We start from the raw sequence: 20,520 nt of genomic DNA, 5'->3' as shown, positions 1-20,520 counted from the left end.
GAATACCAGGTGTTGAACAAGAAGAAGGGAATGCCCGCGCTCGGTCTGCTGCTGCTCGTCATGCTGCTGGCCGCGTGCGGACCGGACCGCGGGGACAGTGGAGAAGGCGCCGAAAGCGGTGCGGCCGACAATGTGCAGACGCAGGCGAATGGAAACGCGTCGGGAGAGTCAGGGAACTCGAATCATGCAGTCGCAGGGGGCGGTGAAACGACGAACGGGGGAACGGGCAATTCGGACGGCAACGCGGGCGGTGCAGGCGAAATGCCGGAAAAACCGGCACAGCTGACGATCTGGGCAGACGAAAACGCGGAAAGTCTCGACCATTTGGAAGCGATTGCAGAAAAGTATACAGCCGCGACCGGCATCCCGGTGGTGATCACGCCAATCGCGATGAACGACCAGCCGCAGGCGCTGTCGCTGGACGGCCCGGCCGGCAAGGGGCCAGATCTGTTCTACCAGCCGGGCATCGGCAGTCTGGCGGTGCAGGGGCTCGTACAGCCGATCGTGGCAGGCGCGGACGTACTGGCGCGCTATACGCCAGAGTCGCTCGAGGCGCTTAGCGCGGATGGCGAGCTGTACGGCCTGCCGTTCGTCGTCGAGACGTACGCCCTGCTGTACAACAAGGCACTGATCGACAAGGCGCCGCAGACAGTCGCCGAGCTGGAGCAGCTCGCCGCGGAGCGGACCGATGCCGCCAATGACGAATACGGCTTCCTGTACAATGCGACGGACTTCTACTTCTCCTGGGCGTTCATGGGCGGCAGCGGCGGCTACATCTTTGGCGAGCGCGGCACCGGCTACGATATCGCCGACATCGGGCTTAACAAGGAAGGCACGGTCAGCGGCGTGTCGCTGATCCAGAGCTGGTTCGACAAGGGGTATATCCCCCGGGGCGTCACCGGCGACATCGTGGGCGGTCTGTTCAACGAAGGCAAGGTCGCGGCGGTCATCAACGGACCGTGGGCGATCGCCGATCACCGCAAGCAGCTCGGCGACGATCTGGCGGTGGCGCCGCTGCCGACGCTGCCAGACGGCACTCATCCGCAATCGTTCATCGGCGTCAAGGGCTGGATGCTGTCGGCGTTCTCCGAGCAGCCCGAATGGGCGAGTGACCTGGCGGCGTATCTGACCAATGCGGAGTCGACGATGGCCTGGTTCGAGGGCACGGGCGAGACCCCGCCCAATGTAGAGGTGCTGCGCGATCCGAAGCTGACGGGCGATCCGCTGGTGGCGGGCTTCTCCGAGCAGATCGCCTACGGCAAGCCGTTCCCCAATGTGCCGGAGCTGTCGCATGTATGGGAGCCGATGGCCAATGCGCTCGTGTTCGCTTCCGAAGGCGAGGACGTGCAGGAGGTGCTCGACGAGGCGGTCGGGCAGATCGAGGACCGGATCAAGATGGCCGGCGCGCAATAACAACGAGCAAGAGGGTGAAGTCATGGCTACCGAACCAACATCACGGCATCAAAACGGAGCGACGCGTCAACCGGCGCACGCGCATGCGGCGCAAGGGCAAGTCCCTCGCCAGTCGCTGCGCCCGCAGCAGCCGACCGGACCGCGCCGCCGAACGCACCGGCCGGGCCTCGCCGCGATCTTGTCGATCGTGCCGGGTCTCGGCCAGCTGTACAATCGCAGATGGATCAAAGGCATGCTGTTCCTGGGCCTTGCCGCCGCTGCGGCCGGACTGCTGTACGAATTCATGAATATCGGCTTCTGGGGGCTGGCGACGCTGGGCACGATCCCGCAGCTGGACGACTCGCGCACGCTGCTCGTGCAGGGGCTGCTGTCGCTCATCGTGGCGGCGTTCCTGCTTGCCTTCTACGCCTACAATATCGTCGATGCCCGCCGCGACGCGCGGCGGCTGCAGGCCGGCTGGCGCATCCCGAGCGTCAAGGAGAACTTCCATGCGGCCTGGGATCGCGGCTTTCCGTACTATATGGTGCTGCCGGTTTTTTTCATCCTGGCGTTCGTCGTCGTCTTCCCGCTGTTGTTCATGATCGCGCTCGCCTTCACGAACTACAATCTTTACAATTCGCCGCCGGCAAAGCTGCTCGACTGGGTCGGGCTGGCCAACTTCCGGACGCTCCTGACCGAGCCGATCTGGCGTTCCAGCCTGCTGTCGGTGCTGTCGTGGACGATCGTCTGGACGTTCGTGGCGACGACGCTGCAGATCGGGCTGGCGATGTTCCTCGCGGTGCTGGTCAACGATGCGCGGGTGCGCTTCAAGCGGCTCATCCGCACCGTGTTCATCTTGCCGTGGGCGGTGCCCTCGTTCGTGACGATCCTGATCTTCGCGGCGATGTTCAACGACGACTTCGGCGCGGTCAACCGCGAGCTATTGGCACCCTTCGGGGTGAGCTTGCCTTGGATGTCCGATCCGCTCTGGGCGCGGGTGACGATCATCCTGATCCAGATCTGGCTCGGCTTCCCGTTCGTGTTCGCGCTGTTCAGCGGCGTGCTGCAGAGCATCTCGCGCGACTGGTACGAGGCGGCCGACGTGGACGGGGGCAGCCGCTGGCACAAGTTCCGCTTCATCACGCTGCCGCATGTGCTGTACGCGACCGCGCCGCTGCTGATCATGCAGTACGCGGGCAATTTTAACAATTTCAACATCATCTATCTGTTCAACGAAGGCGGGCCGCCGGTGCGGGGACAGACGGCGGGCGGCACCGACATCCTCATCTCCTGGGTGTATAAGCTGACCTTCGAGAACAACAATTACAAGATGGCGGCGGCGATCTCGATCATCATGGGCCTGATCGTGGCGGTATTCGCATTCTTCCAGTTCACGCGCAGCCGCTCGTACCGAGAGGAGAAGATGTACTAGATGAGACGCACGCTGAAGAATCGCCTCGAGCTGTCGTCGATCTATCTCGTCGTGCTGCTGATGTTCGCGGCGATCGCCTACCCGCTCTTGTGGACGCTGAGCATCTCGCTCAACCCGGGCACGAGCCTGTTCAGCGCGAGCCTGATTCCGGACAACTGGTCGCTGACGCATTACGAATGGCTGTTCACCGACCCACGCAGCGACTACCTGCTTTGGTATCGCAATACGCTGCTCGTCGCAGCCGTCACCTCGGCCGCCTCGGTGCTGCTCGTCTCGGGGGTGGCGTTCGCCTTCTCGCGCTACGAATTCGTCGGTCGGCGGTACGGCATCTACGCGTTCCTGCTGCTGCAGATGTTCCCGGTGCTGATGGGGATGGTGGCGATCTACCTGCTGCTCAATGTCGTCGGTCTGCTCGATTCGCTGTGGGGGCTCGTGCTCATCTACGTCGGCGGCGGCCTGCCGATGAACGCCTTCCTCGTCAAGGGCTATCTCGACACGATCCCGCGGGACCTGGACGAATCGGCCAAGATCGACGGTGCGGGGCATCTGCGCATCTTTGCCCGCATCCTGCTGCCGCTGGCCAAGCCGATCCTGGCTGTGGTGGCGTTATTCAACTTCATGGCGCCGTTCATGGACTTCCTGCTGCCGCGCATCATCCTGCGCAGCCCGGAGAAGTTCACGCTGGCGCTCGGGCTGTTCAATTTCATCAACGACAAGTTCGCCAACAACTTCACGCGGTTCGCGGCGGGGGCGATCCTGATCGCCGTACCGATCGCCGCGGTGTTCTTGTTCCTGCAGCGCTATCTCATCACCGGTCTCGCGGAAGGCGCGACAAAGGGCTGAGGGCGTCGCCCTCCCCAAGCTCGTGCGGGGCCGTCACGACGATACCTAATTCACAGGAGGTCATGGGATGAATCAGTTGAAACGGATCAAGGCGGCGGCGAGCGCATGGCTCGCGCTGTGCCTTGTGCTCGTGCTGGCGCCGGTCGGCGGCCAGCAAGCGCAGGCGGCGTCATGGGAAGCGGAAGCAGCGACGTTGCTGGGCGGCGCTGGCGTCGCGACGAACCATGCAGGCTACTCGGGCAGCGGCTTCGCAGACGGCTTCACCGACGGCAACAAGGGCGCGGCGGCCGTACAGTTCGCGGTCAGCGCGGCTGCCGCGGGCAGCTATACCGCGGCGCTCCGCTATGCCAACGGCACCGGTAGCACGATGACGCTGAGCTTGTATGTAAACGGTACCAAATTGAGGGGAATCGCGCTGCCATCTACCGGCAGCTGGGACAGCTGGGGCACGGCGGTCGAGACGATCGCGCTGCAGAGCGGCAGTAATACGATCCGCTACCAGTTCGATCTGAGCGACAGCGGCAACGTCAACCTCGACCGGCTGGACGTCGAGCCGACCGCGGCGCCGCCTGCGGGCATGCTGGAGGCCGAGGCCGCGACCCTGCTCGGCGGCGCGCTGGCCGAGGCCGAGCACGGCGGCTACACGGGGAGCGGCTATGTCGGCGGACTGATCGACAGCCACAAGGGCAGCGCCGCGGTGCAGTTCGCGGCGACGTCGCCGGAGGCGGGCGACGGCGAGGCCGTGCTCCGCTACGCCAACGGCACCGGCAGCGTCAAAACGCTCAGCCTGTACGTCAACGGCGTCAAGACGAAGCAACTCGAACTGCCGGCCACCGGCGGCTGGAGCAGCTGGGGCACGTTGACCGAGACGGTGGCGCTGCAGAGCGGGGCCAATACGATCCGCTACCAGTTCGACCTCGCGGACAGCGGCAATGTCAATCTGGATCATCTGGCGCTGACGCTGCCGGACGGCAGCGGCCCGGGCCCCGGTCCTGGTCCAGGCTCAGGCGAGCGCTATGAGGCGGAAGACCAGTTCTATTCCGGTAGCGTGACGAGCACCGGCACGGCGCTGCAGACGTTCGCAGCGACGGGCGACCGCGTCGTCTTCACCGTGCGGACGGAGGAAGCGGGGGCGGCCGGGGCGACGCTGCGCTATGCGGGCGGGAGTCGCACGCTCGAGGTCGAGGTCAACGGAGTCGCGGCGGGCACGACGACGCTCGCCGCGACCGGCGGACTGGACAGTTGGGGCGAGCGGAGCGAGACGCTGCGGCTGCGCCGCGGGCTCAACACGATCACGTATCGGGCGCTCGGCAGCGGCACGGGCATCGCGGTCGATGCGCTGACGGTAGATACGGGCGTACCGCTCGAGGCGCGTGGCGCTACGGTGCCGTATCAAGAGCTGGAGGCCGAGGCTGGCGCGACCAATGCGCAGGTGCTGGCACCGGACCGTGATTATCTGACCGTCGAGGCCGAGTCGGCGGGCCGCAGCGCCGTCAAGCTGACCCAGACCGGGCACTACGTCGAGTGGACGGCGCCGCAGTCGGCCAATGCGCTCGTCGTGCGCTACAGCATGCCGGATGCGCCGGGCGGTGGCGGCACGGAGGCTACGCTGAGTCTGTACGTCAACGGGACGAAGCGGCAGAGCCTGGACCTGAGCTCGCGCTACGCCTGGACCTACGGCGCCTATCCGTACAACGACGACCCGTCGGGCGGCGGCGCGCATCATTTCTATGATGAGAGCCGCTTCCTCGTCGGCGCCATCCCGGCCGGCGCGACCGTCCGGCTGCAAAAGGACGGACGCGATCAGGCAGCGTACTATACCATCGACCTGATCGATCTGGAGCAGATTGACCCGGCTTACGCGCGGCCGCCGGGCTTCGTCAGCATCGCCGACTTCGGCGCCGTATCCGGCGACAGCGGCGACGATACGCAGGCGATCCGCGACGCGATCGCGCACGCCAAGGCAGGCGGCGCGGCGGGCGTCTGGATTCCGGCCGGACGCTACCGGATGAACGACCGCGTCCAGGTGTCGCAGATCCATATCCGCGGCGCGGGGATGTGGCATACCGAGCTGCTCGGGACGGGCGGCAAGGGCGGCTTTTACGGTACGGGGGGCGACGTGACGATCGCTGACCTGGCGATCAGTGGCGATGCGGTGCAGCGCAACGACGCCACGGACCAAGCGGGCTTCGAGGGCAACTTCGGCACCGGCTCGCTCATCCAGCAGGTGTGGATCGAGCATATGAAGGTCGGCATGTGGCTGCAGAGCGGCACGGACGGCCTGTACGCCGTCGGCGGCCGGGTGCGCAACACGTGGGCGGACGGCCTCAACCTGCACGGCGGCGTGCAGCATACGACGATCGCCCACTATCATGTGCGCAATACCGGCGATGACGCCTTCGCGATGTGGTCGGACAGTGCGCCTAATGCAAACAATACGTTCCGTTACAACACTGCGCAGGTGCCGGTGCTGGCCAACACATACGCGATCTACGGCGGCCACGCCAATAAGGTGCTGGACAGCGTCGGCGCGGACACGGTGACGGCGGGCGCTGGCATCGTCGTCAGCACGCGCTTCGGCGCCGTGCCGTTCACCGGCACGACGGAGGTGAAGCGCAATACGCTCGTGCGGACGGGCGGCTGGGAGCCGAACTGGTCGACGAGCTTCGGCGCGCTCTGGATCTACGCGGAGAATCAGGACATCACCGCGCCGATCGAGGTGGCGCGGCTCGAGCTGCTGGACAGCACGTACGAGGGGATCAAGTTCAGCTACAACCAGACGATCACGGGCATCACGCTCGACCGGGTCGAGATTAACGGCGCCGGCACGTACGGTCTCGCCTTCGACACCGTCAGCGGCAGCGGCCAGTTCAGCCGCGTGACCGTGACCGGGGCGACGTCCGGCGGGCTGCACAATCCCGGCAACCAGTACTCGATTGTAAGAGGACCGGGCAACAGCGGCTGGTAACTTGGACGGCGGGACGGGATGCGCTATACTGGTGATAAAACGTTTTATCCGATTGGCTGATGCCGCGGATCGAGCGAAGTAGAGCGAGGGATCGGGATGAATCACGAAATCGGCATTGTCGATGTGGCGAAGGCGGCAGGCGTCTCCATCGCCACCGTCTCCAATGTCATCAACGGCAAAGGGCGCGTCTCGGGCGAGACGCGGCGCAAGGTGGAGCGCATCATCGCAGAACTCGGCTATACGCCCAATCTACCGGCCCGCCATCTGAAGACGAACCGCTCCGATCTGATCGGCGTCGTCGTGCCGACGATGCAGCCCGGTCGGCTGCAGGACAACCCGTTCTACTGGGACCTGCTGGCAGGCGTGGAGGAGGGGGCCAGGGACGGGCGCTACCATGTGATCCTGACTGGGATCGACGAGGAGCGCGAGACGCTGGCCTTCGTCAAAGAACGGCGGCTGGACGGGCTGATTGTCGTCGGCGCGGGCGAGGGCTCGCCGCTCGTGCCGCGTGTCGCCGCGCTCGGTGTGCCGGCCGTATTCATCGACAGCTACCTGCGTTCGCCCGAGCTCAATCAGGTCGTGCTCGACGACCGCAGCGGCGCGCATGCCGCCACTGCTCATCTGATTGGGCTCGGCCATCGGCGCATCGCGCTGCTGACCGGCGATATGCCGCCGGAGCAACTACCGTATTTCGGCGTCCTCTACGAGCGGCTGCTCGGCTACCGGGATGCGCTCGAAGAGGCCGGACTGCCGTATGAGGGTGACTTGCTATTGCGTCTGCCTACGTCGCTGGAGGGTGGTTTCGAGGCCGCAAGGCACGTCGCCGCGCTGCCGGACGTGACCGCGGCCTTTGCTTTCTCCGACGTGATGGCGATGGGGCTGGTCAAGGGGCTGCGCGAGCAGGGCAAGCGTGTCCCCCATGACTACTCCGTTGTCGGTTTCGACAATCTGTTCGTCTCCGAGTATACCGCCCCGGCGCTGACAACCGTATCCCAAGACATCCTGGCCAAGGGACGCGTGGCGGTGCGCATGCTGCTCGGCCAGATTGATGGCGTCGGCGATCCAGCTCGCCGCATCGTGCTGCCAGCGGAACTCATTGTGCGTGAGACAACCGGCCCGGCCGGGGCTGCCAACGCCCGGAATAATTGAATGCGATCCTGCGTATGAGCCGCTCGGAGCACAGATCCTGTGAACCGAGCGGCTTTTCGCTGTGCGCACGCCGCAGCGGGTTTAACTCCCTGGCTCCAAGGCAATAATCGAAGAAAGGCGGAATCGGCACATAAGGGAGGTGCAGCGAATGAAGCCCAGTCCGCTTTTGGAGGAAATACGCTGGATCGAGGATCAGCTCGGCAGTCAGCCCGATGTCGTGGCCCAGGAGATCCGGACGGGCGATATTGAGGCGCGCCTCGTGTATGTGTGCAGTCTATGCAATGAAAAGCTGCTGAACGAGCAGGTGCTGCGGCCGCTTTTTGCAATCGGCAAGCAGAGCGAATTCGAATCGTATCTGCTGTCCTTGCCGCGCAGCATCCCGTATCCGGGCAAGGAAAAAAGCGTGCACGAGCTCATGTATGGCTATGCGCTGCTGCTGGCCGGCTCCTGCGTCGTCCTGCTGGATATGCGCGAGAAAAAGAACAGCGCCGTCACTGAAGCGGACGTGGAGAAGGTCATCCAGGGTCCGCAGTTCAAGCTGTCGGAGGACCTGGAAACGAGTCTCAATCTGCTGCGGCATCGTTATCATCAGCCCTCGCTGTTCATGGAGAAGCGGCGGATCGGCACAGCCTCGCTGACGGAGATTGCACTGTTGTACGACAAAAAGCGAATTGATCCCCACACGCTCGAGCTGATCAAGCAAGAGCTCGACCAGGTGCAGACGGATGTGCTCTTTGCGGCCGGCCAGCTGGAAAAGCTGATGGCCAAACGAAAGCGCAAGCTGTTTCCTACGATGATGACCACCGACCGCCCGGACCGGGTCGCGCTCAATCTCGCGCAGGGCAAGGCGGTCATTTTAATCGAAGGGACGCCGTTCGCGCTCGTGGCGCCGACCGTCTTTTACGACTTTATGTCGACGATGGACGATCTGTATCAATCGGTATGGATCAGCGGTTTTTTGATTTTTTTGCGCTATCTCGGCCTCTTGATCTGTCTGCTTGTCCCGGCGCTGTATGTCGCCGTGACCGCCTATAGTCCGGAGCTGTTCCGGGTGCAGCTCGCCTTCTCGGTCGCAGGGAGCCGGGTCGGGGTGCCGTTCCCGGCTTTTTTGGAGGTACTGTTCATGCTGATCATGATGGAGCTGCTCACCGAGGCGAGCGTGCGACTGCCCAATGTAATTGGCTCCACCGCGACGACGGTCGGGGGCCTGATCCTCGGTCAGGCGGTGACGCAGGCGGGACTGGTGTCAGATATCATGATCATCATTGTGGCGGCGGTCGCCATCTCCAATTTTGTCATTCCGATCAATGCGATGAGCTTTGCAGTGCGCATCGCCAAGTACTTTTTGTTGGCGTGTTGTATCGGGTACGGCATCGTTGGTCTGGTGGTGGGCTCGATTGCCCTGGTCGCGTATATCGTGCGGCAAGAGAGCTTTGGACAGCCGTATTTCAAGTTGTTTTTTGTCCCGACCGCCAAGGAGGCGCAGCGGCTGCAGGGAGGCCGTTCGGGATGACGAGGTACGTGTATTATTTGATGGTCGTCAATATGCTCGTCAATGTGTTTGCGTATGTGCCGTCTATTTTGATCGAGCATCGCTTTGACGGCGCGATTATGTCGATTTTGCTGGGTACGCTGATTGGTTCGGTGCTGCTGCTGCTGTTCGTCGGCATATTCAATCGGTATCCGGCACAGGGGCTGCCGGAATTAATCGGACAGAGCCCGTTCTGGCTGCGGGCGCCGGTGCTGTTTGGCTTCAGCTGGATCTGGTTCGCGGCCGGCGCTATGACGCTGCTGGCTTTTAACAATGTGACGATCCGCTACATCAATCCCGATATATCGGGCATCCATATGATGTTCATTTATTCGGTCGTGGTGCTCGTCATTCTGGCGTTTCTGGGGAGCGACAAGCTGCTCATGCTGCTGGAGATGATCCTGGCGATCAACCTGCCGCTCGTGCTCTTAATTATGTACCATGCGTACATCAATAAGGCGATTACCTGGCCTTCGATCATGGAGGTGTTGTCTTATTTTCCGGACCCGCCCAATTGGCGTGCGGTCGCAGGCGTGACGTTCACCTTTTCGGGCTACATCGGCCTGCTAGTTTTTCATCGGGTCATCAACGGCAAGATTCCGCTGCGCAAGCTGTGGGCGTTGCCGGTGCTGGGTCTTGTTAATCTGGCGACGACCTTCCTGATTCCGGTCGGCTTTCACGGCGCCGACGGTGTCGGCGATTTTACGTATCCGTGGGTTGCGACAGCGGATGCGCTGCGCATGGATTATGCGCCGATCGAGCGGCTCATTACGGTATTCCTTGTGCTGTATATCAGCATCGCGCTCGTGTCGGTCATTCTGGCGTGGCATGTGTCGTTCGAACTGCTGCAGAGCGTCTTTCGGCTGCCCGGACGTAGCCGCAAGGTATGGGCGCGCGCCCGATTCGCGATGTTGTTCACGTACGGGACGGTGATCATCTGGATGGAGAATCAGTTTCGGCAAGAGGATATTTTCGCCTTTGGCGAAGCTTGGCTGCAGATTCGTTTTGTCGCGGAGCTGATGCTGGCGTGTGTACTGATCTGGCTCGCCATGCGAAGGAGGGCAAGTACATGAGGGCGCGCTGCTTTCGGAGGATCGCTTGCTGGATGGCAGTGGGGGTATTGTTCGTGCTGGCGGGATGCGGTTACAAGGATATCGACAAGCGCTTTTTTGTCGTGAGCATCGGCGTCGACAAGGCGGTCAAGGAGGAGCTGGCCTATACGGTCATTTTGAAGCTCGCGGTGCCGCAGGCCAATATCAAGTCGGGGGCGGAGGAATTTATACTCGTCAAGGAACAGACTAATTCGATCACCGAGGCGATTCGCATTGCCAAGGCGAAGGTTGACAAAGAGCTGGATTTCAGCCATGCCAAGCTCATCGTGTTCGGGAAGGAAGTGGCCAAGGGCGATATGCGGGAGACGATCGACTTCTTTACCCGCCGCCGGGATATTCAGGGCATCGCCTGGGTCGGGGTGGCCGATCCCACAGCGGAGGAAGTGCTTGCGCTCAAACCGAAATCGGAGCGCTTGCCCTCGAACTCGCTTTTTTTGTCGTTCGGCGACACCGGTACTGTCTCGCCTTATATCATTACCGAGTACATGTTCAGCTTTCGCAAGCGGCTCTACGAGCGCGGGCTGGATCCGATTTTGCCGATCATTCGCGTCGACGGCTCCAATCTTTTTGCGATCGATCATTCGGCTGTCTTTGACAAAAAGCGGATGCAACTGGTGTTGTCGCCGAAGGAAACGGCCTTGTATTCCGTCCTATCCGGCCGCGCCAATCGCGCGGATATTAAAATCAAGCGGGAGAACGGCGGGGAGTTTTTTTTGGCGATGGACGAGTCGCATACGAGCATTAAACTAAAGCGGGGAGCGGAAGGGTGGATGCGGATAGCGATTGATATGGAAGTCGAAGGCGTCGTCGAGGAAGTAAAAGGGAGTCTGCCTGCGAACGAGCTCGGCGAAGCGCGGAAGGAAGCAGAGGAGACGCTTCAAAAAGAGGCGCTGAATCTGCTGCTGAAGCTGCAAAAGCATGGTCTCGATCCGTTCGGAATCGGCCTGCGCTACCGTGGCTCCCATATCGGGCGCTCGGACTGGGACGACTGGACGACACACTACCCCGATGCAGCGTTCGATGTGCGGGTCGACGTCATCATACAGACTACGGGGGGCTTGCACTGAACCCGCATTCAGTCCGGGTCGGGCTGCTCCATGCGGGTCATGACCGCTTCGAGGGTCAAGGTATGCAAGTAGCGAATCGTCTGCTGCTGCGCCTCATGCAGGATGGCTTCGAGCTGTTCATCCAGCTTTTGCCCGGCTGCGGCGCACGCAGCGGTAAGATGCTGCCCGGAGGAGGGCGTCTGCGCGTCTGCTGCCGCTGCTGTGCAGGCATTGCTCACGGCCGCATAAATATCGCCCAGCGTCAGCGCGGACGGCCCAGTGCGCAGGCGGTACCCGCCGTCTCGTCCGCCCTTGGACTCGACGATGCCTGCGCCGGCAAGGCTCTGCAGCATTCTGCGCATGAAGGTCGGGTGCGTGTCGACGTGCGCGGCCAGCACCGAGCTGGAGACGGTGCACGCGCTTCTGGCGAGCCAGGCCAAGGTATGGACGGCGATCTTGAAGTGAGGCGGGCCAAAGTCGATCCTGCGGTCGGCGATGCTCATCGACAGCACTCCCTTTCTTCCATATAAGCTTGTTATGAAGCACTTGAACGGTCGCTTGTTGCATCATCCTCATTATAAGCGTTGTCGCCAAGCGGCGGCAAGGGATGAAAGGGACGACACGCGGCGGCAAGGGATGCCAGCGTCCAAGCTTGCCATGCTGCGTGGCGACGTTCGATCGGCCAAATGCGGGCCAATGAAAAAAGAGAGCCCGGGGGCGGGCTCTCTTCGAAATGCCGCTTTAGAAGCTGGCGCCAGCCTCGGCCGCCCGGCGGCGTCCTTCTTCGAGAATCGCGTCCTTTTCGTCGGGCTTTTGCTGATGGCCTTCGACGATGACCTCGACGAGATTGGTGATGCCAAAGAAGTTCATGATGCTGCGCACATAGCGCATCGACATTTCAATCGCTTCAGCAGGACCGGCGCTGTAGACGCCGCCGCGCGCGTTGAGCAGCGCGACTTTTTTGTCGCCGGCCAGACCGACGGGGCCTTCGGGCGTGTATTTGAACGTCTTGCCGCCCTGCGCCAGATAGAACAGGTAGGTCGTGAGCTGCGCCGGCACCGTGAAGTTCCATAGCGGAAAGGCGAAGACGACCTTGTCGGCTGCCAGGAACTGATCCAGGTAGCCGTTGGCAGTCGCGGTCAGCGACTTCTCCTGCTCGTCCAGATCCATGCCATTGGCTTGCTTGAACAGTCCGGTCATCATGGCGTTGTTGTAGTAAGGCAGCTCCGAGTTGAACAGGTCCAGCTCTGTAATCTGGTCGTCCGGATTGGCGGCCTTGTACGCTTGCAGGAAGGCGTCGTACATTTGTACGCTCACCGCTTGATCGGCAGGGCGGTCGTTGGCTTTGACGAATAATACGTTGCTCACTATTCTCCACTTCCTTTTCTTTTTAAAGTGTTACTGTTACTAGCACATTATAAAGCCGAGAAAAGAAAAATGCAAGCCCTAAACTTTGGCTGCCCGCGTTTGCCGGATTTGCTTGCGCTTGCTGAGGTTGCCGCAAGTATAAGCGAGTTTGGCTGCGCCGCTAAGAGGATGGCGCCAGCCGTTTCGCCTTGAAACAACAAAAAAGACCAATTCGGTAAATCGCGAATTGGTCAAAAAGGGTGCGTTTTTGTAGAAGCTTATGCTGCACGAGCGACAATTTGTCCTTGCTCTAAAATTTCCTGGTCGCGTACTGTAGCCGGCGCATAGCCTTTCTCAAGCAATTCTTTAATATAGAGTTTGTTGTAAACGAATGAGAAAATAATTCCGGTTACGAATGCACCAATACCGAGCGTAAAGGAACCGAATACCGCCTCCAAAATGACCAAAATGATGCACCACTTCAAGTCGCCTCTGAAAAGCGGCACTAAAAATCCAAAAAAGAATGTTGTCCAGCTAAACCCGACTTTTACGCTTTTTGTGACCCCGGCCTGATTTTTTAGTAGTGCTTTCAATTCTTATCCTCCTTATGTAATAAGCCTTTTAGACTATGAGCGAATGATACCACACAGGATGTCGTATGTCACCATAATTTTGGATTTTATGGTATTTTCAATTATTGATTTAACGACAGGGTTTGCGGATCAGCCGATAAGGAATTGACAGCCCCCCTCCGGGAATGGTATAAAAATGATGACTGGCACTCGAGACGGTCGAGTGCTAACGATGCGCGAAGGACGGCGCGGGATCTGAAAGGGGAGAATCGAACATCCATGGCCAAGAAGCAGTTTGAAGCGGAATCGAAGCGCTTGCTGGAGATGATGATCAACTCGATCTACACGCAGAAGGAAATCTTCCTGCGCGAGCTGATCTCCAATGCCAGCGACGCCACGGACAAGCTCTATTATAAGGCGCTCAGCGACGACTCGCTCGTATTCGACAAGGACCATTATTTCATCAAAGTCACGCCGAACAAGGAAGCGCGCACGCTGACGATCAGCGACACCGGCATCGGCATGAGCGCGGAGGAGCTGGAGAGCAACCTCGGCGTCATCGCCAAGAGCGGCTCGCTCGCGTTCAAGAAAGCAAATGAAGCGAAGGACGGCCACGACATCATCGGCCAGTTCGGCGTTGGCTTTTACTCGGCGTTCATGGTCGCGGACAAGGTGACGGTCATCAGCCGGGCGCTCGGCGCAGAGCAAGCGTACAAGTGGGAATCCGAAGGCGCGGACGGCTATGCGATCGCACCGGCGGAGAAGGAGACGGTCGGCACGGACATCACGCTGACGATCAAGGAGAGCACCGAGGACGACTCCTACGAAGAATTCCTCGAGGAATACCGGCTGCGCGCCATTATTAAGAAATACTCGGACTTCATCAAGTATCCGATCAAGATGGAGGTGTCCAGCCAGCGGCCGAAGGAAGGCAGCGAGGACGAGTTCGAGGAAGTGCGCGAAGAGCAGACGATCAACAGCATGGTGCCGATCTGGAAGAAGAATAAGAGCGAGCTGACGGACGAAGACTATACGAACTTCTACCAGGAGAAGCGCTACGGCTTCGACAAGCCGCTCAAGCATCTGCATATCAGCGCCGACGGCGCAATCGTGTACAATGCGATCCTGTTCATTCCGGAGAATACGCCGTTCGACTACTACTCCAAGGAGTACGAGAAGGGGCTGGAGCTGTACTCCAGCGGCGTGCTGATCATGGAGAAGTGCGCGGATCTGCTGCCGGACTACTTCAGCTTCGTCAAGGGCATGGTCGACTCCGAGGACCTGTCGCTCAACATCTCGCGCGAGATGCTGCAGCACGACCGCCAGCTCAAGCTGATCGCCAAGAACATCAAGAACAAGATCAAGAGCCAGCTGCAGAGCCTGCTCAAGGACGAGCGCGAGAGCTACGACAAGTTCTACCAGTCGTTCGGACGCCAGCTCAAGTACGGCGTGTACAGCGACTACGGCCGCGACAAGGACGTGCTGATCGACCTGCTGCTGTTCCATTCCTCCAAGGCGGACAAGCTGGTCACGCTGGACGAGTACGTCTCGCGCATGCCGGAGGAGCAGAAGTACATCTACTACGCGACCGGCGAGTCCAAGGAGCGGATCGCCCGCCTGCCGCAGACCGAGCTCGTCGCGGACAAGGGGTATGAAATCCTCTACTTCACCGAGGATATCGACGAATTCGCGATCAAGATGCTGATGAACTACAAGGAGAAGGAATTCCGCTCCGTCTCCAGCAGCGATCTGGGCATCGACAGCGAGGACAAGGACAAGGAAGCCGAGGACAAGGCCGAGGACAATCAGGAGCTGTTCGCCTATATGAAGGAACAGCTCGCGGGCAAGGTCAAGGACGTAAAGGCATCGAAACGGCTGCGCACGCATCCGGTCTGCTTCTCCTCCGAGGGCGAGGTGTCGATCGAGATGGAGAAGATCCTCGGCGCGATGCCGACGCCGGGGCAGGATGTCAAGGCGGAGAAGGTGCTGGAGATCAACACGCAGCACGACGTCTTCCACAAGCTGCAAGGCGCGCTCGCCGGCGACAAGGACAAGCTGGCCGTGCTGACCAATGTGCTGTACAATCAGGCGCTGCTCATCGAGGGCCTGCCGGTCGAGGACCCGGTGCAATACACCAACGACGTCTGCAAGATCATGGCGTAGAGGGGATCGCCGGAGCGTTTGGCAATTTTGGAGGTCTTCAAGACGCTTAAGACGCAGCGAACACTTAAGGAACGCAGAGCAAAGCGTCGCGTCCAGCAAACGGGTACGCTTCTGCATCGCCGCTTTTTGCGGCGGGCAGGGGCGTTTTTTTTGGTGAATCGGACGGCTTGGAATGGAGCACACGTCTCGGAACGTAACGGAACGGAACGAAATTGAGCAGCACACATCGGAACACGACGGAACGCAGCGCAAAGGAACTTCGCGGAACCCCGCGGAATCCCGCGGAACGTAACGGACATGAGAGCGCCTTAGCGCCAAATTTGGAAGGTCAAAATTGTCTAACGGACATTAGCGAAACGAACACGTGCCGCAAACGAACAGAGGCTCGATCGGGCGACGAATCGGGGCCGGCGCAAGGGCGGATGTGCGCGGTCCACAGGTAAGCCCAAATTCATGTTGGCAAGCCCATTGCGATGCGATAAACTTTAAGAAAGAATGAATTGGAATCGATTATATAGTAAGCGCTTACATAAACCGTGAAATTAGCCGCGTAGACGATCCCCACATCGTCTTCGGACCATGATCGAGCAAGGAGGAGCGTATTATGATTCCAAGCATGCGCAAGCCGAGTCTATATGTGAAAATCGTGCTGCTGGCGTTGGGCATTATTTTGTGCAGTGTGGTGCTCATTTCGACGGTGACCTATTCCATCGCGGTGAATAACAACTTTGACAACGCCAAATCCTACAACCGCTACATCCTGGATCAGCAAAAATCGCTGATTGACAAGGAGCTCTCCGCGGTGCGCGATCTGGCCGTGAATATGACGATGACGCAGTCGTATATGTTCGCGAAGTGGGGGGACGATCTGGCGGTCGGCTCCCTGATCGACCTCACGCGTTATCTCGAACAACAAAAATCGCTCTATCCCTATATCGAATCCATCTACCTGTACTATGCCGATCTGCAGCAGGTGCTCACCTCGTCCAGTACCGCCCAGCCGCTGGGCGAATTCGCGGACCGCTCCTGGCTGCCCTATGTCGAAGACCGGGCAGAGGGCGGCGTGCAATGGGTCGTCAACCGGGTGAAGGGGCCGGAAGGGCAGGAGGCAGCCGGGGAGGCGGAGCCGGCCCCCGGGCCGATGCTGCCCGCTGCGCCGAAGCTGCCGGCTGCGTCGATGGCGCTCTCCGGGCCGGCGGCGTCCTCCGCGCAGGCTGCGACAGCCGGACGCCAGGGGCCGCCCGCTGTGCCGGTGGAACCGGATGCGGCCGGCGCCGTCATCACCCACGTGCAGCCGATCCCGCTGCTGGGCGAGCCCAAGGGCGCGTTGATCATCAATCTCGATCGGAGCCTGCTGTTCGCAGATGCGCTGGGCGATCGCAATGCGGCGTTCGGCGAATCGCTCGTATTGGGCGCCGACAATCGCGCGGTGCTGCCGCTGACGGGAGGGCTGAGCCGCGCGTATGTGGAGCTGGCGCATGTCTACCAGGACGGGGGCGGGCAAGCGCATGTGAACATCGGCGGCGAGAATACGATCGAATCGTATGCGGTGTCGGATGTGACGGATTGGAAGTACGTGCTGCTGACGCCGGAGAAGGCGCTGCTCAATCAGGTGGAGAATATCAAGTGGGTCGTATTGATGGTGGCGCTGTTCTACATCGCGGCAGCGACGCTGGTCGCCCTGTTCCTGTCGCGCCGCATTTACCGCCCGCTCCGTACGGCAATCGAGCATCTGAAGGGATGGGGCAAGGCCCCCGCTGCGGGCGAGGACGAGGCCAGTTATATTCAATCGGCTTACGAGCACATGACGAGCCGGCATGCCCGACTGGTGGAAAAAAAGGAGAGCATCGAGCGTGTGCTGCAGCGCAACAAGTCGGCATTTAAGGAAAAGTATTTACTGGACTGGCTGCGGGGCTACGGCTTCCGTCATGATCGGGAAGCGGATGTCGATTATGACGCCTTTTTGGAGGTGCGGCCGCTGGGCCGATTCGCGCTGCTGCTCATCGAGATCGACGAGGCCGGACAGTGGACGGCACGCGGGGACCGCATGCCGCTGCACCTGCTGCGGTATCGCATGGCGGAGGAGATCGGCGCGATGAGCGGGGGCGAAGTGCTGGTCAAGGACGAGGATCAGCTCGTGCTCGTGCACGAGCTGGAGAAGGAGGCTACGGACGCAGGCGCAGAGGCGGCCCAGCGCATACGCAGCTATGCCGCCTCTGCGCACGGCATCAGCGTGACGATCGGCGTTAGCGCCATTCATGAAGGGCTCCCGGGGCTGGAGACGGCCTATCGCGAGGCCGAGCGCGCGGTGCAGCAAAAGATCTATGTCGGCAAAGGCGAAATTCTGCTCTATGCCGCAATCGTGGCCTGGGACAGCGGGGAGGCGCCTTATTATTACCCCTACGAGCTGGAGAAGCAGCTGATCGACCGATTGAAGCAGGGCGACCGGGCGGGCGTGCCGCCGATTCTCGATGGACTGGTCCGGGTCATCCGGGACAAGAAGCTGAGCGAGACCAACATTCGCCATCTGTTCTATCAGTTCAGCGGCGAGATGATCAAGTCGGTAACCGCGACAGGCGAGTCGATCGATGTCGTGCTCGGCGGTCCGACGCATGGAATCGAGGATATCTCCAGCGTGCACACGCTGCAGGAGATGCAGGCGTACCTGACGAGACTGGCCGAGCGGATCATGACGTATTACGCTGACAAGGCCGCCCGCATTCACGAGGAGACGATGGAGCGGGTAATTCGCTTCATGGAGGAGCACTACAACCGCAATATTTCGCTGGACGCAATCGCCGAGCACGTGCAATTAAGCGTTTCCTACGTCGGCCGTCTGTTCAAGGACAAGACGGGCAGGACGCTCAACGAATACTTGATGGATCTGAAAATCAATGCGGCCAAACGACTGCTGATCAGCACCGATCTCGTCGTGGAGGAGATCTGCCGCGAGGTCGGATACAATACAGTCAGCTACTTCACCAAGCTGTTCAAGTCCAAAACCGGCTATACGCCGGGCGGGTTTCGCCGCATGCATCACAGTGAAGGGTGATCTGGCGGCGCGGTGTTCGCAGAATCGGGGATTGCGGTAATTTGCGGCGACGGCTTCGCCCGTTGGTACGGCTTGCTTGTGAGTCGGACCAACGGGCGTTTTTCCCGTGCGCCAAGCCGATAAAAAACCGGAAAAGCCAAAAAAAGCGGAAAAGCGACTGCCGCGACCGGTCTTGTTTTATCCGAAAGCGGCGGAAAAACGCAAAAACACTATTGTGTAAGCGGATACAAAATTCGTATAGTAGGCCTTGAGCGGTGGGGCGCTCACACCAAGATAACCATGATAAATGAGGGGGAACAGGACATGTACCACAACAAGAAGCACGGATGGAAATGGGCGGCGCTGTTGCTGCTGCTCATGTCTGCTGCCCTGTACGGCTGCTCGGGCGAGGGCAACAGCCCTTCGGCACAAGGAGAAGGAGCCGTGACGTCTGGAAGCGGGGACAGCGGGCAGGCAGACTCGGCGGAGGAGGAAGCGCCGATCGAGGTGACGTGGGGCATCCATTTCGCCGCGGCAGGGGTCGTGAGCGATACGCCGGTGCAGCAGGAACTGGAGGAACGCTACAATATTCAAATCAAGCCGGTGAAGATTACCGATGCGAGCATTGCCAGCGGGGAAATTCCCGACGTCTTTACGCTCGGCGATCCGAAGGATGTCGCGGCGTACCAGGCACAGGGCCTGCTAATGCCGATTGAGCCGTCGATGCTCGAGGAGAAGCTGCCCGAGTATTATCGCGATTTGCAGGCGGTGGACGCGCAGCTGACGGGTCCGGCGACCTTTGACGATCAGCTCTGGGCCGTGCCGATGTTCGTGACCAAGCGCAATTACGATTTCGCCATGCTGTGGCGCAAAGATTGGCTGGATCAGGTTGGCATTGCCAAGGTGCCCGAGACGCTGGAGGAATTCGAAGCGGCGGTCTACGCGTTCACCCGGGAAGACCCCGACGGCAACGGCCGGGACGACACGTACGGCCTGACCGGGACGATGACGACGACCTGGTCGTCCGGCTTCTACAGCATCTTCGGCGCCTATGGCATCGAGCCGACGATGTGGCATGCGCGCGATGGCGAGATCGTCAACGGATCCGTCATGCCGGAGGCCAAGGAAGCGCTGGCGCTGCTGCGCCAATGGTACGCGGACAAGGTCATCGATCCCGAATTCATCACGGATACGCAGGATAATTACCGGACCAAGCTCTACAACGGCCGCATCGGCGTGATCGAGGAGACCGTGAGTCGGCTGTACAGCGACAGCGCCCCGACCACTGCAGAGATGCTCGCGCTCAATCCGGATGCCGAGCTGGCGCCGGGCGTCAATCCTACGGGTCCGGGCGGGCACGGCTCGTGGAGCTGGGGCTCCAAGAGCAACTATATCGTGTTCGGCAAGCAGCTGCAGGAGGAGCCGGAGAAGCTGGCGCGCATCCTGACGATCATGCGCGATCAGAGCACCGACGAAGCGCTCCACCGGCTCGCGAGCAGCGGCTATGAGGGCGAGCAGTGGCAATACATCGAAGGCGACAGCGGGCCGATCGAGTACCTGCCCGGCTACGAAAAGGCGGAGGGCCGCTACCAGATGGGCGCGGGCTTGTTCGCCTTCGGCTCGATCCAGGAGATCGCGATGCGCGAGCGAATGATGAATCCGCAGATGGTGGAAGCGATCGACGCCTACAGTTCGGGCGACCAATGGACCGATGCGCTCTACTTCTCCGCCTTGCCCTCCGGAGGACAATACAATGAGGATCTGACCCTGCTCATGCAGCGCACCTATGCGGAGATCATCACCGGACAGAAGGAGCTGGACGCCTTCGACGCCTTCGTCGAGGAATGGTACGCCAAGGGCGGCAGCGTGCTGACCGAGGAAGCCAACGCGCTCTATGCCGAGCTGCAGCTCGGAGCGTGAAGCAGAAGGGTACT

14 protein-coding genes are annotated in these 20,520 nt (G+C 60.7%); 11 read left to right on the top strand and 3 right to left on the bottom strand.

Annotated elements, in window-relative coordinates:
• Positions 1–9: 9 nt before the first annotated feature.
• The 8 genes from IDH44_RS18060 to IDH44_RS18025 all read left to right on the top strand — a co-directional run bounded on the left by IDH44_RS18060 (position 10) and on the right by IDH44_RS18025 (position 11,494).
• Entirely contained in the window at positions 10–1,413 is a 1,404-nt protein-coding gene (locus IDH44_RS18060; protein WP_317890207.1) for an extracellular solute-binding protein, read from the top strand.
• Positions 1,414–1,435: 22 nt separating this feature from the next.
• Positions 1,436–2,824, top strand: a complete 1,389-nt coding sequence (locus tag IDH44_RS18055; RefSeq protein ID WP_190920113.1) for a sugar ABC transporter permease — start codon at positions 1,436–1,438, stop codon at positions 2,822–2,824.
• On the top strand, positions 2,825–3,667 hold the full coding sequence (locus IDH44_RS18050) for a sugar ABC transporter permease (RefSeq protein WP_190920111.1): 843 nt from the start codon (positions 2,825–2,827) through the stop codon (positions 3,665–3,667).
• A gap of 67 nt (positions 3,668–3,734) precedes the next feature.
• Positions 3,735–6,635 carry a carbohydrate-binding protein gene (locus IDH44_RS18045; protein ID WP_190920109.1) on the top strand — a complete coding sequence of 967 codons (2,901 nt, stop codon included), beginning with the start codon at positions 3,735–3,737 and terminating at the stop codon, positions 6,633–6,635.
• A gap of 96 nt (positions 6,636–6,731) precedes the next feature.
• Positions 6,732–7,784, top strand: coding sequence for a LacI family DNA-binding transcriptional regulator (locus IDH44_RS18040; protein ID WP_190920107.1), 1,053 nt, complete (start codon positions 6,732–6,734; stop codon positions 7,782–7,784).
• A gap of 148 nt (positions 7,785–7,932) precedes the next feature.
• Positions 7,933–9,297, top strand: a complete 1,365-nt coding sequence (locus IDH44_RS18035; protein ID WP_190920105.1) for a spore germination protein — start codon at positions 7,933–7,935, stop codon at positions 9,295–9,297.
• Entirely contained in the window at positions 9,294–10,388 is a 1,095-nt protein-coding gene (locus tag IDH44_RS18030) for a hypothetical protein (RefSeq protein ID WP_190920103.1), read from the top strand. Before IDH44_RS18035 ends, IDH44_RS18030 begins: the two co-directional genes overlap by 4 nt.
• Positions 10,389–10,420: 32 nt before the next feature.
• Complete coding sequence (locus IDH44_RS18025; RefSeq protein WP_190920102.1) at positions 10,421–11,494, top strand: Ger(x)C family spore germination protein; 1,074 nt, start codon at positions 10,421–10,423, stop codon at positions 11,492–11,494.
• Between the two features lie 8 nt (positions 11,495–11,502).
• Here IDH44_RS18025 and IDH44_RS18020 read toward each other — a convergent pair whose 3' ends face one another.
• The 3 genes from IDH44_RS18020 to IDH44_RS18010 all read right to left on the bottom strand — a co-directional run bounded on the left by IDH44_RS18020 (position 11,503) and on the right by IDH44_RS18010 (position 13,413).
• Positions 11,503–11,976 carry an RrF2 family transcriptional regulator gene (locus IDH44_RS18020; RefSeq protein WP_190920100.1) on the bottom strand — a complete coding sequence of 158 codons (474 nt, stop codon included), beginning with the start codon at positions 11,974–11,976 and terminating at the stop codon, positions 11,503–11,505.
• A 238-nt stretch (positions 11,977–12,214) separates the two neighbouring features.
• Positions 12,215–12,841, bottom strand: a complete 627-nt coding sequence (locus tag IDH44_RS18015; protein WP_190920097.1) for an FMN-dependent NADH-azoreductase — start codon at positions 12,839–12,841, stop codon at positions 12,215–12,217.
• A gap of 257 nt (positions 12,842–13,098) precedes the next feature.
• The gene (locus tag IDH44_RS18010) at positions 13,099–13,413 is read right to left on the bottom strand and encodes a DUF2628 domain-containing protein (RefSeq protein ID WP_190920095.1); all 315 of its coding nucleotides are present in this window, start codon (positions 13,411–13,413) and stop codon (positions 13,099–13,101) included.
• Positions 13,414–13,671: 258 nt separating this feature from the next.
• Between IDH44_RS18010 and htpG the strand changes: the two genes are divergently transcribed.
• The 3 genes from htpG to IDH44_RS17995 all read left to right on the top strand — a co-directional run bounded on the left by htpG (position 13,672) and on the right by IDH44_RS17995 (position 20,506).
• Positions 13,672–15,555: a molecular chaperone HtpG gene (gene htpG / locus IDH44_RS18005; RefSeq protein ID WP_190920093.1), complete on the top strand. Its 1,884-nt coding sequence runs from the start codon at positions 13,672–13,674 to the stop codon at positions 15,553–15,555.
• Positions 15,556–16,159: 604 nt separating this feature from the next.
• Entirely contained in the window at positions 16,160–18,607 is a 2,448-nt protein-coding gene (locus tag IDH44_RS18000) for a helix-turn-helix domain-containing protein (RefSeq protein WP_190920091.1), read from the top strand.
• Positions 18,608–18,910: 303 nt separating this feature from the next.
• Entirely contained in the window at positions 18,911–20,506 is a 1,596-nt protein-coding gene (locus IDH44_RS17995; protein ID WP_190920089.1) for an extracellular solute-binding protein, read from the top strand.
• Positions 20,507–20,520: the final 14 nt, after the last annotated feature.

It is taken from the genome of Paenibacillus sabuli, assembly GCF_014705605.1.
GTDB lineage: Bacteria > Bacillota > Bacilli > Paenibacillales > Paenibacillaceae > Paenibacillus_D > Paenibacillus_D sabuli.
This window is presented reverse-complemented; position numbering and strand designations above follow the sequence as displayed.

What these genes read in the sequence shown, in the direction of transcription:
- IDH44_RS18055 (WP_190920113.1), top strand. Translation starts at nt 1,436, where the DNA reads ATGGCTACCGAACCAACATCACGGCATCAAAACGGAGCGACGCGTCAA.
- IDH44_RS18050 (WP_190920111.1), top strand. Translation starts at nt 2,825, where the DNA reads ATGAGACGCACGCTGAAGAATCGCCTCGAGCTGTCGTCGATCTATCTC.
- IDH44_RS18045 (WP_190920109.1), top strand. Translation starts at nt 3,735, where the DNA reads ATGAATCAGTTGAAACGGATCAAGGCGGCGGCGAGCGCATGGCTCGCG.
- IDH44_RS18040 (WP_190920107.1), top strand. Translation starts at nt 6,732, where the DNA reads ATGAATCACGAAATCGGCATTGTCGATGTGGCGAAGGCGGCAGGCGTC.
- IDH44_RS18035 (WP_190920105.1), top strand. Translation starts at nt 7,933, where the DNA reads ATGAAGCCCAGTCCGCTTTTGGAGGAAATACGCTGGATCGAGGATCAG.
- IDH44_RS18030 (WP_190920103.1), top strand. Translation starts at nt 9,294, where the DNA reads ATGACGAGGTACGTGTATTATTTGATGGTCGTCAATATGCTCGTCAAT.
- IDH44_RS18025 (WP_190920102.1), top strand. Translation starts at nt 10,421, where the DNA reads ATGGCAGTGGGGGTATTGTTCGTGCTGGCGGGATGCGGTTACAAGGAT.
- IDH44_RS18020 (WP_190920100.1), bottom strand. Translation starts at nt 11,976, where the DNA reads ATGAGCATCGCCGACCGCAGGATCGACTTTGGCCCGCCTCACTTCAAG.
- htpG (WP_190920093.1), top strand. Translation starts at nt 13,672, where the DNA reads ATGGCCAAGAAGCAGTTTGAAGCGGAATCGAAGCGCTTGCTGGAGATG.
- IDH44_RS18000 (WP_190920091.1), top strand. Translation starts at nt 16,160, where the DNA reads ATGATTCCAAGCATGCGCAAGCCGAGTCTATATGTGAAAATCGTGCTG.
- IDH44_RS17995 (WP_190920089.1), top strand. Translation starts at nt 18,911, where the DNA reads ATGTACCACAACAAGAAGCACGGATGGAAATGGGCGGCGCTGTTGCTG.